This is a genomic window from Streptomyces sp. 5-10 (assembly GCF_014712245.1).
GTDB classification, from domain to species: Bacteria; Actinomycetota; Actinomycetes; order Streptomycetales; family Streptomycetaceae; genus Streptomyces; species Streptomyces violaceusniger.
Genome location: NZ_JACVYG010000028.1, coordinates 45,316 through 60,618 on the forward strand (window position 1 = coordinate 45,316; position 15,303 = coordinate 60,618).

The following is a 15,303-nucleotide window of genomic DNA, read 5'->3' on the forward strand; positions in this document are numbered from 1 at the left end:
GGGCCTCCACGGCCCGGCGGCCGCCGTCAACCGCGGTAGATGGCCTCGATCTCCGAGGCGAAGTCCTTCGCCACCACGTTCCGCTTCAGCTTCAGCGAGGGCGTCACATGCCCGGAGTCCTCGGTGAACTGCGTCGCCAGGACCCGGAACTTCCGGATCGACTCCGCCTTGGACACCGCCGCGTTGCCGTCGTCCACCGCCCGCTGGATCTCGGCCAGCAGGTCCGGGTCCTCGCGGAGCTCCGCCACCGTCACGCCCTCGGGCTTGCCGTGCTCGGCCGCCCAGCGCGGCAGGAACTCCTCGTCCACCGTGACCAGCGCGCCCACGAAGGGGCGGCCGTCGCCGACGACCATGCACTCGGCCACCAGGGCATGGGCCCGGATCCGGTCCTCTATCACCGCCGGGGCGACGTTCTTGCCGCCCGCGGTGATGATGATCTCCTTCTTCCGGCCGGTGATGGTGAGGTAGCCGTCCTCGTCGAGCGTGCCCACGTCCCCGGTGTGGAACCAGCCGTCCGACAGCGCATCCGCCGTGGCCGTCTCGTTGTTCCAGTACTCGGTGAAGAGGTGCTCACCGTGCAGCAGCACCTCGCCGTCGTCGGCGATGCGCACCACCGTGCCCGGCATCGGCTGCCCGACCGAGCCGATCTTCTGCCGGTCCCAGGGGTTGAAGGTGGTCGCCGCGCAGGACTCCGTCAGGCCGTACCCCTCCAGGACCGTGAAGCCGATGCCCCGGTAGAAGTGGCCCAGCCGCTCGCCCAGCGGCGCCCCGCCGGAGATGGCGTGGGTGGCCCGGCCGCCCAGCACGGCCCGCAGCTTGCTGTAGACCAGCCGGTCGAAGACCTTGTGCTTGAAGCGGAGCCCGAAGGACGGCCCGCCCGGGGTGTCCAGCGCCTTGCTGTACTCGATGGCGGTGTCGGCCGCCTTGTCGAAGATCTTGCCCTTGCCCTCGGACTGGGCCTTCGCCCGCGCCGAGTTGTAGACCTTCTCGAAGACGCGCGGCACGCCCAGCACCAACGTGGGCCGGAACGCGGCGAGTTCATCGGTCAGGGACTTCACGTCCGGCACATGGCCGAGCTTGATCGGCGCCAGCACCGCCGCGATCTCCACCAGCCGCCCGAAGACATGGGCCTCGGGGAGGAACAGCAGCACCGACGACTCACCGGTGTTGAAGATCGGCTTGAGCCGGGCCACCGCGTTGCCGCACTCGGCGAAGAAGCTGCGGTGGGAGAGGACACAGCCCTTGGGGCGGCCGGTGGTGCCCGAGGTGTAGACGATGGTGGCGGGGGAGTCGGCGTTGGCGATCGAGGAGCGTTCGTCCACCTTCTCCTCGGGCACGTCCTCGCCCAGCTTCCGCAGCGTCCCGACGGCGTCGCCCTCGATCCGCCAGACGTGCTTCAGGGCGGGCAGGGTGTCCCGGACGGCCTCGACGGCGGCCTCGTGGACGCCGGTCTCGACCAGCGCGGCCACCGCGCCCGAATCGCTGAGGATCCACTGGACCTGCTCCGGCGAACTCGTCTCGTACACCGGAACGGTGACCCCGCCCGCGCTCCAGATGGCGAAGTCCAGCAGCGTCCACTCGTAGCGGGTCCGGGACATCAGGCCGACCCGGTCGCCCGGCTCCACACCGGCCGCGATCAGGCCCTTGGCGGCGGCGCGCACCTCCGCCAGGAACGCGGTCGCGGTCACGTCCTCCCATCGGTCGTCGACCTTGCGGCCGACCACGGCGACATCGGGATGCTGTGCGGCATTGCGGCGGATGAGATCCGTCAGATTGCCGTCGGCCGGGACCTCGTACAGGGCCGGAAGGCTGAACTCGCGCAAGACTGCTGCTCCTCGTGGGGCGCCGGCGCCGCTGCAGGGCATGGGGGGTGGTGGACGGCCCGGACGTTACCCATCGGTACGCTTCCGGGATAGGGGTTCCTGCCCAGATGTTCGATGCGTCACACACCGCCTTCCTGCTGCCCGCAGACTAGTCGACGGGCGCCGCGTCCGCTAAGGAACCGCAGGTAGACGCGGGGCGGTGCGGGCGGAACACCTTACGGGCGCGGGCCCTTACGTCTTAGGGTGACACGCATGCGAGTCCACGTGGTGAGTGACGTGCATGGCAACAGTGAGGACCTCGAGAAGGCCGGCGACGGGGCGGACGCCCTGATCTGTCTCGGTGACCTCGTCCTCTTCCTCGACTACGCCGATCACTCACGTGGCATCTTCCCCGATCTCTTCGGGGTCGAGAACGCCGACCGGCTGGTCGAACTGCGCACCGCCCGCCGCTTCGAGGAGGCCCGGGTGCTCGGCAACCGGCTGTGGGAGGGGCTGGACCGCAACGCGGCCATAGAGGCCGCCGTCCGCCGCCAGTACGCCGAACTCTTCGCCGCGTTCCCCACCCCGACGTACGCCACCTACGGAAATGTCGACATGCCGTCGCTGTGGCCGGAGTACGCCCAGTCCGGCACCACCGTCCTCGACGGCGAGCGCGTCGAGATAGGCGGGCTGGTCTTCGGTTTCGTGGGCGGCGGGCTGCGCACGCCGATGCGCACCCCCTATGAGATCGACGACGAGACCTACGCTGCGAAGATCGCGGCCCTCGGCGAGGTGGACGTGCTCTGCACCCACATTCCACCGGAGGTGCCCGACCTCTGCTACGACACCGTCGCCCGCCGCTTCGAGCGGGGCAGCGCCGCCCTGCTGGAGGCGATCCACACCGTCCGCCCCAAGTACTCCCTCTTCGGCCACGTCCATCAGCCGCTCGCCCGCCGTATGCGGATCGGGGCCACCGAGTGCGTCAATGTCGGACACTTCGCCTCCTCCGGCACCCCCTGGACCCTGGAGTGGTGACCCGCGCGCGGTAGCCTTCAGCCGCAGAGATCCCATGCGGCGGACCGGTACGGAGGAGCCACGGCGATGGCGGAACACACCAGCTCGAGCATCACGATCGAGGCGGCCCCGGCCGACGTGATGGAGGTGATCGCCGACTTCGACCGTTACCCGGAGTGGTCCGGTGAGGTGAAGGAGGCCGACATCCTCACCAAGGACGCCCAGGGGCGCGCCGAGCAGGTGCGGATGCTGCTCGACGCCGGCGCGATCAAGGACGACTACACCCTCCAGTACAGCTGGACCGGCGACGACCAGGTCAACTGGTCCCTGGTCAAGTCCCAGATGCTGCGCACCCTTGACGGCTCCTACCGGCTCTCGGCGCTCGACGGCGGCAAGAGCACCGAGGTGACGTACCAGCTCACGGTCGACGTCAAGATCCCCATGCTGGGCATGATCAAGCGCAAGGCCGAGAAGGTCATCATCGACCGCGCGCTCGCGGGCCTGAAGAAGCGCGTCGAGGGCGCCTGACCCACCCGGACCACCCCGGACCACCTCCGACCACCCCGGACCACCTCCGATCACCCCGGACCACCTCCGACCATCCCGGACCACCCCGGGCCCCGACGGTGCCCGGGGTGATCCACGGCGCGGGGTACGCTCCGGCGGGTGCGGAGCACCGGACCCGCGCCGCGCACACCGACGTAACCCCCTGCCGGAGGCTCCCTTCATGCGTACGGTCCTCGTCACCGGTACCGGCGGCGCGGGCCGCACCACCGTGGCCGCCGCGACCGCCCTCGCCGCCGCCCGCGAGGGACAGCGGACCCTGCTGCTCACCGCCGACTCCGACGGCACCCCCGAGGCGCTGCTCGGCATCGGCGCGCCGCGGTCCGTACCCGGTCGCTCGGCGGACCGGCTGCCGTGGTCCGTACCCGCCGAGCTCGCGCCGGGGCTGTGGGCCGCGCGGATCGTCACGGACGAGTGGTTCCGCGGTGAGCTGACCGCCCTCCAGGATCGCGGCCACGGCCTGCTCGACCTGCTCGGCGCCACCCCACTGGACGGCGAGGAGCTCACCGCCCTGCCCGGGGTGGAGGCCATCGCGCTGCTGCGCGCCCTGCGCGCCGCCCAGACCGCCCCGCCCGGCACCGGCTGGGACGTCCTCGTCGTCGACATGCCGCCCGCGCCGGACACCGTCGCGGTGCTCGCGCTGCCCGAGCAGCTGCGGCGCTATCTGCGGCGGCTGCTGCCCGCCGAGCGGCAGGCGGCCCGCGCGCTGCGGCCGATGCTCGCCCAGCTGGCGGGGGTGCCGATGCCCGCGCAGAAGCTGTACGAGACGGCCGAGCGCTGGGAGCGGGAGCTGGCCGCCGTCCAGGGGGTGATCGAGTCCGAGGCCACCACGGTACGGCTGGTCGTGGAGCCCGGACCGCTCGCCGACCGGGCGCTGCGCACCGCCCGCGCCGGTCTCGCGCTGCACGGCTGCCGGGTGGAGGCGGTGATCGCCAACCGGCTGCTGCCCACCGGCACCTCCGACCCGTGGCTCGCCGCGCTGTCGGGCCAGCAGCAGGACGCGCTCAAGGAGTTGTACGAGCAGTGGGCCCCCGCCGTCCCGGTCCGTGAGCTGCCGCATCTGGGCCGCGATCCGCACGGCCTCGGCGACCCGCGGCCCGCCGAGCCGCACCCCGGCGACGCTCAACGGGCCGAGCCGCACCCCGGCGACGGCGCCCGGCGCGCCCCGGCCGGGCTCGCCGATCTCGCCGGGGCCGTCGGGGCGCCCGGGGCGCGGCCCGACCGGCCCGCCCCCGACCCCTGGACCGTCGAGGACCGGCTGGCCGAGGACGGGGTGCTGCTGTGGCGGCTGCCGCTGCCCGGCGCCGCCCGCGACGGGCTCTCCCTGGTGCGCCGGGGCGACGAACTGATCGTCACCGTCGCGCCGTTCCACCGGGTGCTGCCGCTGCCGTCCGCCCTGCGCCGCTGCACCGTCTCCGGCGCCGGGCTGCGGGACGGATGGCTCCAGGTGCGCTTCACGCCCGACCCGGACCTGTGGCCGAAGCGGGTCTGACGCCCACGTCCCCGACGGCCCGTCTCCGACTCTGACGCCCGCGTCCCCGACGGCCCGTCTCCGGCTCTGACGCCCGCGTCCCCGACCGCCCGTCTCCGGCTCTGACGCCCGCGTCCACGACGGCCGGTCTCCGGCTCTGACCCCGCCCCCTCCTTCGGGTAACGTCGGTCACAAGCCCGGATGAACGTCACCGGGCAGCCAGCATCCCCGCCGCAGGAGTTCGCCATGAGCGATGCCACCGAGCGCCCCCCGGAGCCCCCGGTCACCGATGTGCCGGTCACCGAGATCGACCCCGACGCCTGGGAGCGGGCCTGTGAGGAGGACCTGGCCGCCGAGCGGGCCAGGCAGCGGGCCCGGCAGACCACCGAGGAGCCGGGGAGCGTGGCCGAGGAGTTCCTCAAGCTGGCCGACGCGCTCGCCGAGAAGGTCGCCCAGGCGCCGATCGCCGGAGCGGCGGTTCAGGGTGCCGTACAACAATTGATCGCACAGGCGAAGGCCAGCGTAGAACCGGTCATAGAGCGCAATCCAGAGGTTTTCGAACACCTCGCCAGCGCCGGATCCGAACTGCTCGCCGCCTATCGCGCCGCCGTGACCGGCCAGGAGCGGCGCTGGACCCAGGGCGCCGAGGGCGACTCCAAGGGCAGTGGGGAGCAATCCGAGAGTTCGAGTAGTGAACACATCGACCTCGACTGAGCGCCACCTCCGGTACCGTTAGCCTCGGCGGGGTTCGACCAAATAACTGAGGGACTCATGGGACTCACCATCGGCGTCGACATCGGCGGCACGAAGATCGCGGCCGGCGTGGTCGACGAAGAGGGCTCGATTCTCGAGACGAGCCAGGTTTCGACCCCGCACACTCCCGAGGGAGTCGTCGACGCCATCGCGGACGCGGTGCGCATCGTCAGCGAGGGTCATGACATCGAGGCCGTGGGCATCGGCGCGGCCGGCTACGTGGACGACAAGCGCGCCACGGTGCTCTTCGCGCCCAACATCAACTGGCGGCACGAGGCGCTCAAGGACAAGGTCGAGCAGCGCGTCGGCCTGCCCGTCGTGGTGGAGAACGACGCGAACGCCGCGGCCTGGGGCGAGTACCGCTTCGGCGCCGGGGTCGGCCATGACGACGTCGTCTGCATCACCCTCGGCACCGGCCTCGGCGGGGGCATCATCATCGGCGGCAAGCTGCACCGCGGCCGGTTCGGCGTCGCGGCCGAGTTCGGCCACATAAGGGTCGTCCCGGACGGGCTGCTGTGCGGCTGCGGCAGCCAGGGCTGCTGGGAGCAGTACGCCTCCGGCCGTGCCCTGGTCCGCTACGCCAGGCAGCGCGCCGCCGCCACCCCGGAGAACGCCACGGTCCTGCTCGGCCTCGGCGACGGCACCTCCGAGGGCATCGAGGGCAAGCACATCAGCGACGCCGCCCGCCAGGGCGACCCCGTCGCCATCGACTCCTTCCGTGAGCTGGCCCGCTGGGCCGGGGCCGGGCTCGCCGACCTCGCCTCGCTCTTCGACCCCTCGGCGTTCATCGTCGGCGGCGGGGTCTCCGACGAGGGCGACCTCGTCCTGGAGCCGATCCGCAAGTCCTTCCGGCGCTGGCTGGTGGGCAATCAGTGGCGTCCGCACGCCCAGGTGCTCGCCGCCCAGCTCGGCGGAAAGGCCGGGCTCGTCGGCGCCGCGGACCTGGCCCGCCAGGGCTGAGACACGAGGGGGAACGTGCCGCTCACGGACCTGCCCGCATCCAGCACCGGCCCGGACGCGGCGGTGGTGCGGGTGCTCAGCTACAACATCCGCTCGATGCGGGACGACCGTGAGGCGCTGGCCCGGGTGATCCGGGCCTGTGCCCCCGATGTCGTCTGCGTCCAGGAGGCGCCGCGCTTCTTCCGCTGGCGCAAGGCCGCCGCCTGGCTGGCCCGGGAGACCGGCCTCGTCTACACCACGGGCGGGGCCACCGCCGCGGGCCCAATGATCCTCACCTCGCTGCGCGCCCATGTGGAGCGCGCCGAGGACACTCTGCTGCCCCGCGTCCCCGGGCTGCACCGGCGCGGTTTCGCCACCGCCGTGCTGCGCTTCGGCGGCGGCCACCGCGACACCGGCGGCCCGGAGAACGGCGACGGCAATGGCAACGGCGTCCGGCTGGGCGTGGTCAGCTGCCATCTGAGCCTCGCCGCGGCCGAGCGCTACGACCAGGCCGGGATGCTGCTCGACCACCTGGCCGCGCTGGACGTCCCGTACGCCATCGCGGCCGGTGACATCAACGACCGGCCGGACGGCCGCGCCTTCCGCCGGATCGCGGGGAAGCTGCGGGACGGCTGGGCCACCGAGCCCTGGGGGAGCGAGGCCACCTTCTCCCCCGAGGACCCGCATCAGCGCATCGACGCCGTCTTCGCCTCCGAGGGCATCGAGATCATCGGCTGTGGGGTCCCGGCCGGGCTGCCGGGCGTCACCGACGCGGACCTCCGCGCGGCCACGGACCACCTTCCGGTGCTGGCCGCGCTCAGGCTGCCCCGGGTGTCCCCGGTCTGATCGGCCGGGCATGAGCCGGAGCCGGGGCGCGCCCGGCTCCGGAGCCCCGGGGTCATCCGGAGCCCGGGGGTCATCCGGAGCCCGGGGGTCATCCGGAGCCCCGAGGTCAGACGACGGCGCCGCGCCCCGGGTCGTCGTCCTCGTCCTCGTCGTCGTCCTTCATCCGCAGCACCAGCGTGACGAAGCCGCCGAGGAAACCGCCGACGCCCAGCGTGGCGATCCACCAGACCATCTCCACCTGGAACAGCACCACTCCGAGCAGGAGCAGCGGCCCGCCCAGCACACCGAGCCAGGCGAAGCGGGAGGTGGTGTCGGACTCGGGCAGCGGAGGCGGCTCGGGCGGGACGAAATGGCCCTCGTCGGTCTCGTCGAAGTCGTCCTCGGACGGCTCGTCGGGCTCCCAGTCGCGGGGGCCCACGCCCGGGGCGTAGACGATGAAGCCGCCCGGCTTCCCGGTCTTGTCGGGCTTGGTCGGCCCGCCCGTGGCCGCCTCGCCGTCACCGGACCCGTCGGTGTCGGTGTCGGCGTCGGTGTCGCCGTCCGCCGAGGACCGGCGGTCCCGGTCCCGCTCCTCGTCGAGGTTCTCGGCGGCGGGCCATCGCTCGGCGCCGGGCGGGTCCTGCGGTTCCTCCCCGTACGCGGCGACGATCGCGGCGAAGGCGGCGTCGTCGTCCCGCCGCGCATCCGCCTCGTGTCCATTCGAGTCGTGCTCAGCCACTGGCCGCCGCCCCCTCCTTTCCGCTGCCCTTCCCGAGGCCGGTCCGGGTGGTGTCTTCACCCATACCCGCCGTCAGCCGGGTGATGAACGTGTCCGTCTCCTCGAAGATGAACTCGGCGTCGTGGTCCAGCGTCGCCACGTGGTAGCTGCGCTCCAGCAGCCGCTCGGTGACGTCCCGCGAGGACACCTGACTCAGGATGCGCTCGGAGTCGGCCGGCGGCACCACATGGTCCTGGGGGCTGTGCAGTACCAGCAGCGGCTGGGTCACCTGCGGCAGTTCGGCGTCCACCACCCGGTAGAAGCGGCGCATCGAGTGCACGGCGTGCAGCGGCATCCGGTCGTAGCCCGACTCCCGCGCCCCCGGCTTGGCGATGTCGCTCACGATGCCCTTCACCGACGGCACCAGATGGCGCAGCACCGGAAGGGCCACGGCCAGCGGATCGTGGATGCGGTTGGCCGGATTCACGACGGCCACGCCGCTGATCGCCGCGCCGTGCTGGGCGGCCAGCCGCAGCGCGAGCGCCCCGCCCATCGACAGACCGCAGACGAACACCCGCTCGCAGGCCCGGGAGAGCCTGCCCAGCTCGCGGTCCACCTCCGCGTACCAGTCCTGCCAGCCGGTGACGGCGAGATCCTGCCAGCGCGTGCCATGGCCGGGAAGCAGCGGGAGTGAAACGGTCAGACCACGGGCCGCGAGATGGTCGGCCCAGGGCCGCACGGACTGCGGGGAGCCGGTGAATCCGTGACAGACGAGGACGCCGATCTCTCCGCCGTCGTGGCGGAACGGCTCGGCTCCGGGCAGGAGCGGCACCACGGATCTCCGATCGCTGGGGAAGCGGGCTCGAGGTCCTCAGCGTACGCGGCGCGCCGCATACCGGGTAGGCAGGTTAAGGTCTCCTCGTCGGATACAGGAGGTCCCGGTTGTTCTACAGCGCTATGAAGCTGTCGGTGGGTGGTGCGTTGAAGCTCACCTTCCGGCCCTGGGTGGAGGGGTTGGAGCACATCCCCGCCGAGGGTCCGGCCATCCTCGCGAGCAACCACCTCTCCTTCTCCGACTCCTTCTTCCTGCCCGCGGTGCTCGACCGCAAGGTCACCTTCATCGCCAAGCAGGAGTACTTCACCACCCCCGGGGTCAAGGGGCGGCTCACGGCGGCCTTCTTCAAGGGCGTCGGGCAACTCCCGGTGGACCGCTCGGGCTCGCGCGGCGCCGGCGAGGCCGCCATCAAGGCGGGCATCGAGGTGATCAAGCGCGGTGAGCTCTTCGGCATCTACCCCGAGGGCACCCGCTCGCCCGACGGACGGCTCTACCGGGGCAAGCCGGGCGGTCTGGCGAGGGTCGCGCTCGCGACCGGCGCCCCGGTGATCCCCGTGGCGATGATCGACACCGAGAAGATCCAGCCCCCCGGCAAGGTCATGCCGAAGCTGATGCGGCCCGGCATCCGGATCGGCAAGCCGCTGGACTTCAGCCGCTACCACGGCATGGACGGCGACCGCTTCATCCTGCGCTCGGTGACCGACGAGGTCATGTACGAGATCATGAAGCTCTCCGGCCAGGAGTACGTGGACATCTACGCCACCGCCGCCAAGCGGCAGATCGCGGAGGCGGAGGCGGCCCGGAAGCAGGCCGAGAAGAAGCAGGCCGAGAAGGAGAAGGACAAACACAAGTCCGGCGCCTAGCCGCGCCGGCACCGGGGGTGGGGGACGTGACGGAGCGGTCCAGACGAGAACGCGCCGGGGGCGAGCGCGTGGTGCGGATGTCCGTCGAGCAGCCGCTGTGGCAGGCGCTGACCGCCTACCGGGTGCTCACCCTGCTCTACGCGCTCGGCCTGTGCGTCTACTCCTTCGACGACTACGACCATCCGATCGGCGCCGTCGTCTACATGGCGGTGCTGACGCTGTGGACGGCGCTCACCTTCCGGATGGTCGCCTCGGCCGAGCGCTGCACCCGGCGGTTTCTCGTCGGCGACCTCGGCATCGCGGTGACCGGCATTCTGCTCACCCCGCTCGTGGACAGCCACGACCGGATCGCCGAGGGCACGCCCACGCTGCCTTCCATATGGACGATGGGCGCGGTCCTCGGCTTCGCCATCAAGGGCGGCTGGCGCTGGGGCGCCTCGGCCTCCACCGTGGTCTGCGCCGCCAATGTGATCGAGCGCGGCGGATTCGCCCAGGACACCGTCCACATGCTGTCGCTGGTGTGGGTGGCGAGCGTGGGCATCGGCTATGTGGTCGAGGTGGCCCGCGCCAGTGAGCGCACCCTCGCCCGAGCGCTGCGCATCGAGGCGGCCACCCGGGAGCGGGAGCGGCTGGCCCGCGACATCCACGACAGCGTGCTCCAGGTGCTCGCCATGGTGCAGCGGCGCGGCGCCGCGATCGGCGGCGAGGCGGCCGAACTCGGCCGGATGGCCGGGGAACAGGAGATCGCGCTGCGGACCCTGGTCTCCACCGGTCTGGTGACCCGGCCGCGCACTCCGCCGGGTACGGGGGACGGGCCGGAGGCCACGGCCGACGTGGGCGGTCTCCCGGACCCGGACGGCCCGCCGGTCCCGCCCTCCCCGCCCGGCCCCGAGCACTCCGACGGCGGCCCCTGCGATCTGCGGGCCCTGCTGGCCCCGCACGCGGGCTCCCGGGTCACCTTCTCCGAACCGGGCGCCCCGGTGCTCCTCCCGGCGGGCGTCGCCGGGGAGTTGGCCGCCGCCGTCGGCGCCGCCCTGGACAACGTCCGGGTCCACGCCGGGGAGGACGCCCACACCTGGATCCTGCTGGAGGACGAGCCGGACGCGGTGATGGTGACCGTACGGGACGACGGCCCCGGCATCCCCGAGGGGCGGCTGGCGGACGCGGAGGCGGAGGGCCGCCTGGGGGTGGCCCTGTCGATCCGGGGACGGCTGCGCGACCTCGGCGGCACCGCGGAGTGGATCTCGGCACCGGGGCAGGGCACCGAGGTGGAGTTGACGGTTCCGAAGGCGTCGGCGAAGAAGGCGAAGCAGAAGGGGGAAGCGGCACGATGACCGCTCAGCACGACGGCCGCCCGGTGACGGTGATGGTGGTCGACGACCATCCGATGTGGCGCGACGCGGTGGCCCGGGACCTGTCCGAGGCCGGGTTCGACGTGGTGGCCACGGCCGGGGACGGCCCGCAGGCGGTCCGCCGGGCCAAGGCCGTGGGGCCCGACGTCCTGGTGCTCGACCTCAACCTGCCCGGGCTGCCGGGGGTCGAGGTGTGCAAGGACGTCCTCGCCGACCGCCCCGAGCTGCGGGTGCTGGTGCTCTCCGCGAGCGGTGAGCACGCGGACGTCCTGGAGGCGGTCAAGTCCGGGGCCACCGGCTATCTGCTGAAGTCGGCCAGCACCGAGGAGCTGCTGGACGCGGTGCGCCGTACGGCGGCCGGTGACCCGGTGTTCACCCCCGGCCTCGCGGGCCTGGTGCTCGGCGAGTACCGGCGGCTCGCGGGCGAGCCCGCCCCCACCGCCGCCGACCAGCCCGCCGCCCCGCAGCTCACCGAGCGTGAGACGGAGGTGCTGCGGCTGGTGGCCAAGGGGCTTTCGTACAAGCAGATCGCCGAGCGGCTGGTCATCTCGCACCGCACGGTGCAGAACCACGTCCAGAACACCCTCGGCAAGCTCCAGCTGCACAATCGCGTGGAGCTGGTCCGCTACGCCATCGAGCGCGGCCTGGACGACGCCTGACGCCGTCCGGCCGAGGCCGGTGACAGTGCGTCACCCCCTCGTACGGGTGAAGTTCAAAACCAACTCCCTTGATTCGCACGGGAATCGTCCGACGCCCCATCCCGTGTGACCTGGATCACCGTTAGCGTGGCTCTCCGTACCGGGCCCAATCACGGGATTCCACGGGAGAAGGGAAGAAACGATGCGGGTCGGAGTGCTGACCGGCGGCGGTGACTGCCCCGGGCTCAACGCGGTCATCCGCGCCGTCGTGCGCAAGGGCGTACAGGAATACGGCTATGACTTCATCGGCTTCCGGGACGGCTGGCGCGGCCCTCTCGAGAACGACACCGTTCCCCTCGACATCCGCGCGGTGCGCGGCATCCTGCCACGCGGCGGCACCATCCTCGGCTCCTCCCGCACCAACCCGCTCAAGAGCGAGGACGGCATCCGCCGGGTCAAGGAGAACCTGGTCAAGCAGGAGGTCGACGCGCTGATCGCGATCGGCGGCGAGGACACCCTCGGCGTCGCCGCCCGGCTCTCCGACGACTACGGCCTCCGCTGCGTCGGCGTCCCCAAGACCATCGACAACGACCTGTCCGCCACCGACTACACCTTCGGCTTCGACACCGCCGTCAACATCGCCACCGAGGCCATCGACCGGCTCCACACCACCGCCGAATCGCATATGCGCGTGCTCGTCGTCGAGGTGATGGGCCGTCACGCCGGGTGGATCGCCCTGCACTCGGGGCTCGCCGGCGGCGCCAATGTCATCCTCCTCCCCGAGCAGCGCTTCGATGTCGACCAGGTCTGCGCCTGGGTCGAATCCCGTTTCAAGATCCGCTACGCCCCGATCGTGGTCATCGCCGAGGGCGCGATGCCCAAGGACGGCGACGCCGTCCTCAAGGACGACACGCTGGACTCCTTCGGCCATGTCCGGCTCTCCGGGGTCGGCGAGTGGCTGGCCAAGGAGATCGAGAAGCGCACCGGCAAGGAGGCCCGCACCACCGTCCTCGGCCATGTCCAGCGCGGGGGCACGCCCAGCGCCTTCGACCGCTGGCTCGCCACCCGCTTCGGGCTGCACGCCATCGACGCGGTCCGGGACGAGGACTTCGGAAAGATGGTCGCGCTGCGCGGCACCGACATCATCCGGGTACCGCTTGCCGAGGCGACCGCACGGCTCAAGACGGTCGATCCCTCGCTCTACGCCGAGGCCGAGGTCTTCTTCGGCTGAGGCCGTCTGGGTGCAGTACGGCGATGGGCCGGGCGCGGAAGTCGCGCCCGGCCCATCGTCACGCCGCCGTCCGGGCCGGTGGGCCCGTCGGACCAGCCGTCCCTTGGCGGCGCGGGCCTTTCGGATCAGCCGTTCCCCGGGTCTGCGGGGCTTTCGGGCCAGCCGTTCCCCGGGTCTGCGGGGCTTTCGGGCCAGCCGTTCCCCGGGTCTGCGGGGCTTTCGGGCCAGCCGTTCCCCGGGTCTGCGGGCCTTTCGGGCCAGCCGTTCCCCGGGTCTGCGGGCCTTTCGGGCCAGCCGTTCCCCGGGTCTGCGGGCCTTTCGAGCCAGCCGTTCCCCGGGCCTGCGGGCCCTTCAGACCAGGACGGCCGCCAGCAGCTCCGCCACCAGCGCCGCCCCGTCCCGCGACAGCACCGACTCCGGGTGGAACTGCACCCCGGCGAAGCCCGGCCCGCGCAGCGCGTGCACATCGCCGGTCGCCCGGTCCCGGCTCAGCTCCACGCGGTGCATCGCCAGCTCCGTCTCCGCCGCCTCGTCGCAGCGCGCCGTGAAGGTGTTGTAGAAGCCGACGGTCTCCTCGCGCCCGAAGAAGTCGATCCGCTCCTGTGCGCCCTGGAACGGCACGTCCTTGCGTACGATCTCCAGCCCCAGCTCGGCCGCGATCAGCTCGTTCCCCAGGCAGACCCCCAGCAGCCCGTGCCGGTGCCCGGCCACCAGCTCGGCGGCCAGCGCCCGCAGGAAGCGCATCTTCGGGTCGGCGGTGTCGCCCGGGTCGCCGGGACCCGGGCCGAGCACCACGGGCCCCCGGTGCGCCAGCGCCGCCTCCCGCACCCCCGGCTCGTCGTACCGCCGCACGGTCACGGTCAGCCCCGAGGTGCGCAGCAGATGCGCGAGCATCGCGGTGAAGGTGTCCTCGGCGTCGATCACCAGGGCATGTCCGGACAGCCCCCCGGTCCGGGGCTCCTCGCGGGTCCGCATCCGCAGCCAGAACGGCGCCAGGTCCGCCCGCCGCGCGTCCAGCGCCGCCCGTACCCGCGGATCGTCCGTGAGCCGGGGCCGCGGCCCGTCCGCCTCCGGCCGTACGGGCGCGGGCCGGACGCCCAGCGCGGTCAGCACCCCGGCCGCCTTGGCGTGCGTCTCGGCCACTTCGCCGCGCGGGTCCGAGTGGCGGACCAGCGTGGCGCCGACGGCCACCTTCAGCGATCCCCCGGCGTCGATGTCGGCGGTGCGGATCAGGATCGGCGAGTCCAGGGTCTGGGCGCCACCGCCGTCCCGTCCGATCAGCGCGAGCGCCCCCGCGTAGTAGCCGCGGCCGCCGGGCTCGTACCGCTCGATCACCCGGCACGCGTTCTGCACCGGGGAGCCGGTGACGGTCGCCGCGAACATCGTCTCGCGGAGCACCTCCCGGACGTCGAGCGAGGAGCGCCCGCGCAGCTCGTACTCGGTGTGCGCGAGGTGCGCCATCTCCTTGAGCCGGGGCCCGATCACCGTCCCGCCCATGTCGCCGACGGTGCACATCATCTTCAGCTCCTCGTCCACGACCATGGACAGCTCCTCCACCTCCTTGCGGTCGTGCAGGAACTCCAGCAGCCCCTCGGCGCTCGGCCCGCCCTCGGGGTAGCGGTACGTCCCGCTGATCGGGTTCATCACGACGGTTCCCCCCGACATCCGTACGTGCACCTCGGGGCTGGCCCCCACCAGCGTCCGCCCGTCCGCCAGCCGCACCACGTACGTCCAGTAGGCGCCCCGCTCACCGGCCAGCAGCCGCCGGAAGAGCGCGAGCGCGTCGGTACTCCCGAACCCCGGGATCTCGCCCCGGAACGTCCTCCGGATGACGAAGTTGGCGCCCTCGCCGGTGCCGATCTCGTCCTCGATGACCCGGCTCACGATGTCCGCGTAAGCGGCGTCGTCCACGTCGAACGCCCCGTCCTCGACCCGCACCGGGTGCCCGGGCAGCGCCTCCAGCGCCTCGGCGAGCGGCAGCTCGTAGGTCTCCTCCGGGCGCAGCACGGCCAGCGGCGTGCCGTCGTCGCGCACCTCGAACCCGCGCTCGCGGATCTGCCGGAACGGCACCAGCGCGAGGGCGTCCGCCACCGGGGCGCCGTCCCGCGGGGTCCCGGTCGGCAGCGGGATGTCGGTCAGCCGCTCCACCTCGCCGACCGGGCCGAGCAGCACCTCGACGGTGTCGGGCGCCCGGCCGGGGGTGCGGCGGTGCAGCAGGGCGAAGGGCGGCGCGTCGTCGGAGAGCAGCCGTGCGACGACGTCCTGGGCGTGGGGGTTCTGCATGGCGGGTGATTCCTT

Annotated in this window: 14 protein-coding genes; 10 read left to right on the forward strand and 4 right to left on the reverse strand. The window is 72.5% G+C overall.

The window, feature by feature from the left end:
* Window positions 1-26: 26 nt before the first annotated feature.
* Entirely contained in the window at window positions 27-1,823 is a 1,797-nt protein-coding gene (locus IEJ02_RS27470; protein WP_191067302.1) for an AMP-dependent synthetase/ligase, read from the reverse strand.
* A 252-nt stretch (window positions 1,824-2,075) separates the two neighbouring features.
* On the opposite strand from IEJ02_RS27470, the gene IEJ02_RS27475 reads away from it, so the two are divergent.
* The 6 genes from IEJ02_RS27475 (at window position 2,076) to IEJ02_RS27500 (ending at window position 7,389) form a co-directional block, all read left to right on the forward strand.
* A complete protein-coding gene (locus IEJ02_RS27475) occupies window positions 2,076-2,837 on the forward strand; it encodes a metallophosphoesterase family protein (RefSeq protein WP_137977594.1) in 762 nt (253 codons plus the stop codon).
* 66 nt (window positions 2,838-2,903) lie between these two features.
* On the forward strand, window positions 2,904-3,344 hold the full coding sequence (locus tag IEJ02_RS27480) for an SRPBCC family protein (RefSeq protein ID WP_137977593.1): 441 nt from the start codon (window positions 2,904-2,906) through the stop codon (window positions 3,342-3,344).
* A 199-nt stretch (window positions 3,345-3,543) separates the two neighbouring features.
* Window positions 3,544-4,872, forward strand: a complete 1,329-nt coding sequence (locus IEJ02_RS27485; RefSeq protein ID WP_191067303.1) for an ArsA family ATPase — start codon at window positions 3,544-3,546, stop codon at window positions 4,870-4,872.
* Window positions 4,873-5,097: 225 nt separating this feature from the next.
* Window positions 5,098-5,565: a DUF5304 family protein gene (locus IEJ02_RS27490; RefSeq protein ID WP_191067304.1), complete on the forward strand. Its 468-nt coding sequence runs from the start codon at window positions 5,098-5,100 to the stop codon at window positions 5,563-5,565.
* A 57-nt stretch (window positions 5,566-5,622) separates the two neighbouring features.
* Window positions 5,623-6,564 (forward strand): ROK family glucokinase, encoded by a 942-nt coding sequence (locus IEJ02_RS27495; protein ID WP_191067305.1) that lies wholly within the window; start codon window positions 5,623-5,625, stop codon window positions 6,562-6,564.
* Between the two features lie 15 nt (window positions 6,565-6,579).
* Window positions 6,580-7,389 carry an endonuclease/exonuclease/phosphatase family protein gene (locus tag IEJ02_RS27500; RefSeq protein ID WP_191067306.1) on the forward strand — a complete coding sequence of 270 codons (810 nt, stop codon included), beginning with the start codon at window positions 6,580-6,582 and terminating at the stop codon, window positions 7,387-7,389.
* Between the two features lie 106 nt (window positions 7,390-7,495).
* Here the strand turns inward: IEJ02_RS27500 and IEJ02_RS27505 are convergent, their stop codons facing one another.
* A complete protein-coding gene (locus tag IEJ02_RS27505; protein WP_191067307.1) occupies window positions 7,496-8,107 on the reverse strand; it encodes a hypothetical protein in 612 nt (203 codons plus the stop codon).
* Window positions 8,100-8,918, reverse strand: coding sequence for an alpha/beta hydrolase (locus IEJ02_RS27510; protein ID WP_137980683.1), 819 nt, complete (start codon window positions 8,916-8,918; stop codon window positions 8,100-8,102). The genes IEJ02_RS27505 and IEJ02_RS27510 overlap by 8 nt, the downstream gene beginning before the upstream one ends.
* A gap of 125 nt (window positions 8,919-9,043) precedes the next feature.
* Here IEJ02_RS27510 and IEJ02_RS27515 point away from each other — a divergent pair, with 125 nt between their 5' ends.
* The 4 genes from IEJ02_RS27515 to IEJ02_RS27530 all read left to right on the forward strand — a co-directional run bounded on the left by IEJ02_RS27515 (window position 9,044) and on the right by IEJ02_RS27530 (window position 13,005).
* A complete protein-coding gene (locus tag IEJ02_RS27515; protein ID WP_137980682.1) occupies window positions 9,044-9,784 on the forward strand; it encodes a lysophospholipid acyltransferase family protein in 741 nt (246 codons plus the stop codon).
* A 77-nt stretch (window positions 9,785-9,861) separates the two neighbouring features.
* Entirely contained in the window at window positions 9,862-11,118 is a 1,257-nt protein-coding gene (macS, locus tag IEJ02_RS27520) for a MacS family sensor histidine kinase (RefSeq protein WP_191067354.1), read from the forward strand.
* On the forward strand, window positions 11,115-11,795 hold the full coding sequence (locus IEJ02_RS27525; protein ID WP_191067308.1) for a response regulator: 681 nt from the start codon (window positions 11,115-11,117) through the stop codon (window positions 11,793-11,795). Before macS ends, IEJ02_RS27525 begins: the two co-directional genes overlap by 4 nt.
* A 181-nt stretch (window positions 11,796-11,976) precedes the next feature.
* Window positions 11,977-13,005, forward strand: coding sequence for a 6-phosphofructokinase (locus IEJ02_RS27530; protein ID WP_191067309.1), 1,029 nt, complete (start codon window positions 11,977-11,979; stop codon window positions 13,003-13,005).
* Window positions 13,006-13,356: 351 nt separating this feature from the next.
* Here the strand turns inward: IEJ02_RS27530 and IEJ02_RS27535 are convergent, their stop codons facing one another.
* Window positions 13,357-15,288, reverse strand: coding sequence for an anthranilate synthase family protein (locus IEJ02_RS27535; RefSeq protein ID WP_191067310.1), 1,932 nt, complete (start codon window positions 15,286-15,288; stop codon window positions 13,357-13,359).
* Window positions 15,289-15,303 lie beyond the last annotated feature (15 nt).

Excerpts from the sequence above, each read along its gene's own strand:
- IEJ02_RS27490 (WP_191067304.1), top strand. The coding sequence starts at position 5,098 with ATGAGCGATGCCACCGAGCGCCCCCCGGAGCCCCCGGTCACCGATGTG.
- macS (WP_191067354.1), top strand. The coding sequence starts at position 9,862 with ATGTCCGTCGAGCAGCCGCTGTGGCAGGCGCTGACCGCCTACCGGGTG.
- IEJ02_RS27495 (WP_191067305.1), top strand. The coding sequence starts at position 5,623 with ATGGGACTCACCATCGGCGTCGACATCGGCGGCACGAAGATCGCGGCC.
- IEJ02_RS27530 (WP_191067309.1), top strand. The coding sequence starts at position 11,977 with ATGCGGGTCGGAGTGCTGACCGGCGGCGGTGACTGCCCCGGGCTCAAC.
- IEJ02_RS27525 (WP_191067308.1), top strand. The coding sequence starts at position 11,115 with ATGACCGCTCAGCACGACGGCCGCCCGGTGACGGTGATGGTGGTCGAC.
- IEJ02_RS27515 (WP_137980682.1), top strand. The coding sequence starts at position 9,044 with ATGAAGCTGTCGGTGGGTGGTGCGTTGAAGCTCACCTTCCGGCCCTGG.
- IEJ02_RS27485 (WP_191067303.1), top strand. The coding sequence starts at position 3,544 with ATGCGTACGGTCCTCGTCACCGGTACCGGCGGCGCGGGCCGCACCACC.
- IEJ02_RS27535 (WP_191067310.1), bottom strand. The coding sequence starts at position 15,288 with ATGCAGAACCCCCACGCCCAGGACGTCGTCGCACGGCTGCTCTCCGAC.
- IEJ02_RS27480 (WP_137977593.1), top strand. The coding sequence starts at position 2,904 with ATGGCGGAACACACCAGCTCGAGCATCACGATCGAGGCGGCCCCGGCC.
- IEJ02_RS27475 (WP_137977594.1), top strand. The coding sequence starts at position 2,076 with ATGCGAGTCCACGTGGTGAGTGACGTGCATGGCAACAGTGAGGACCTC.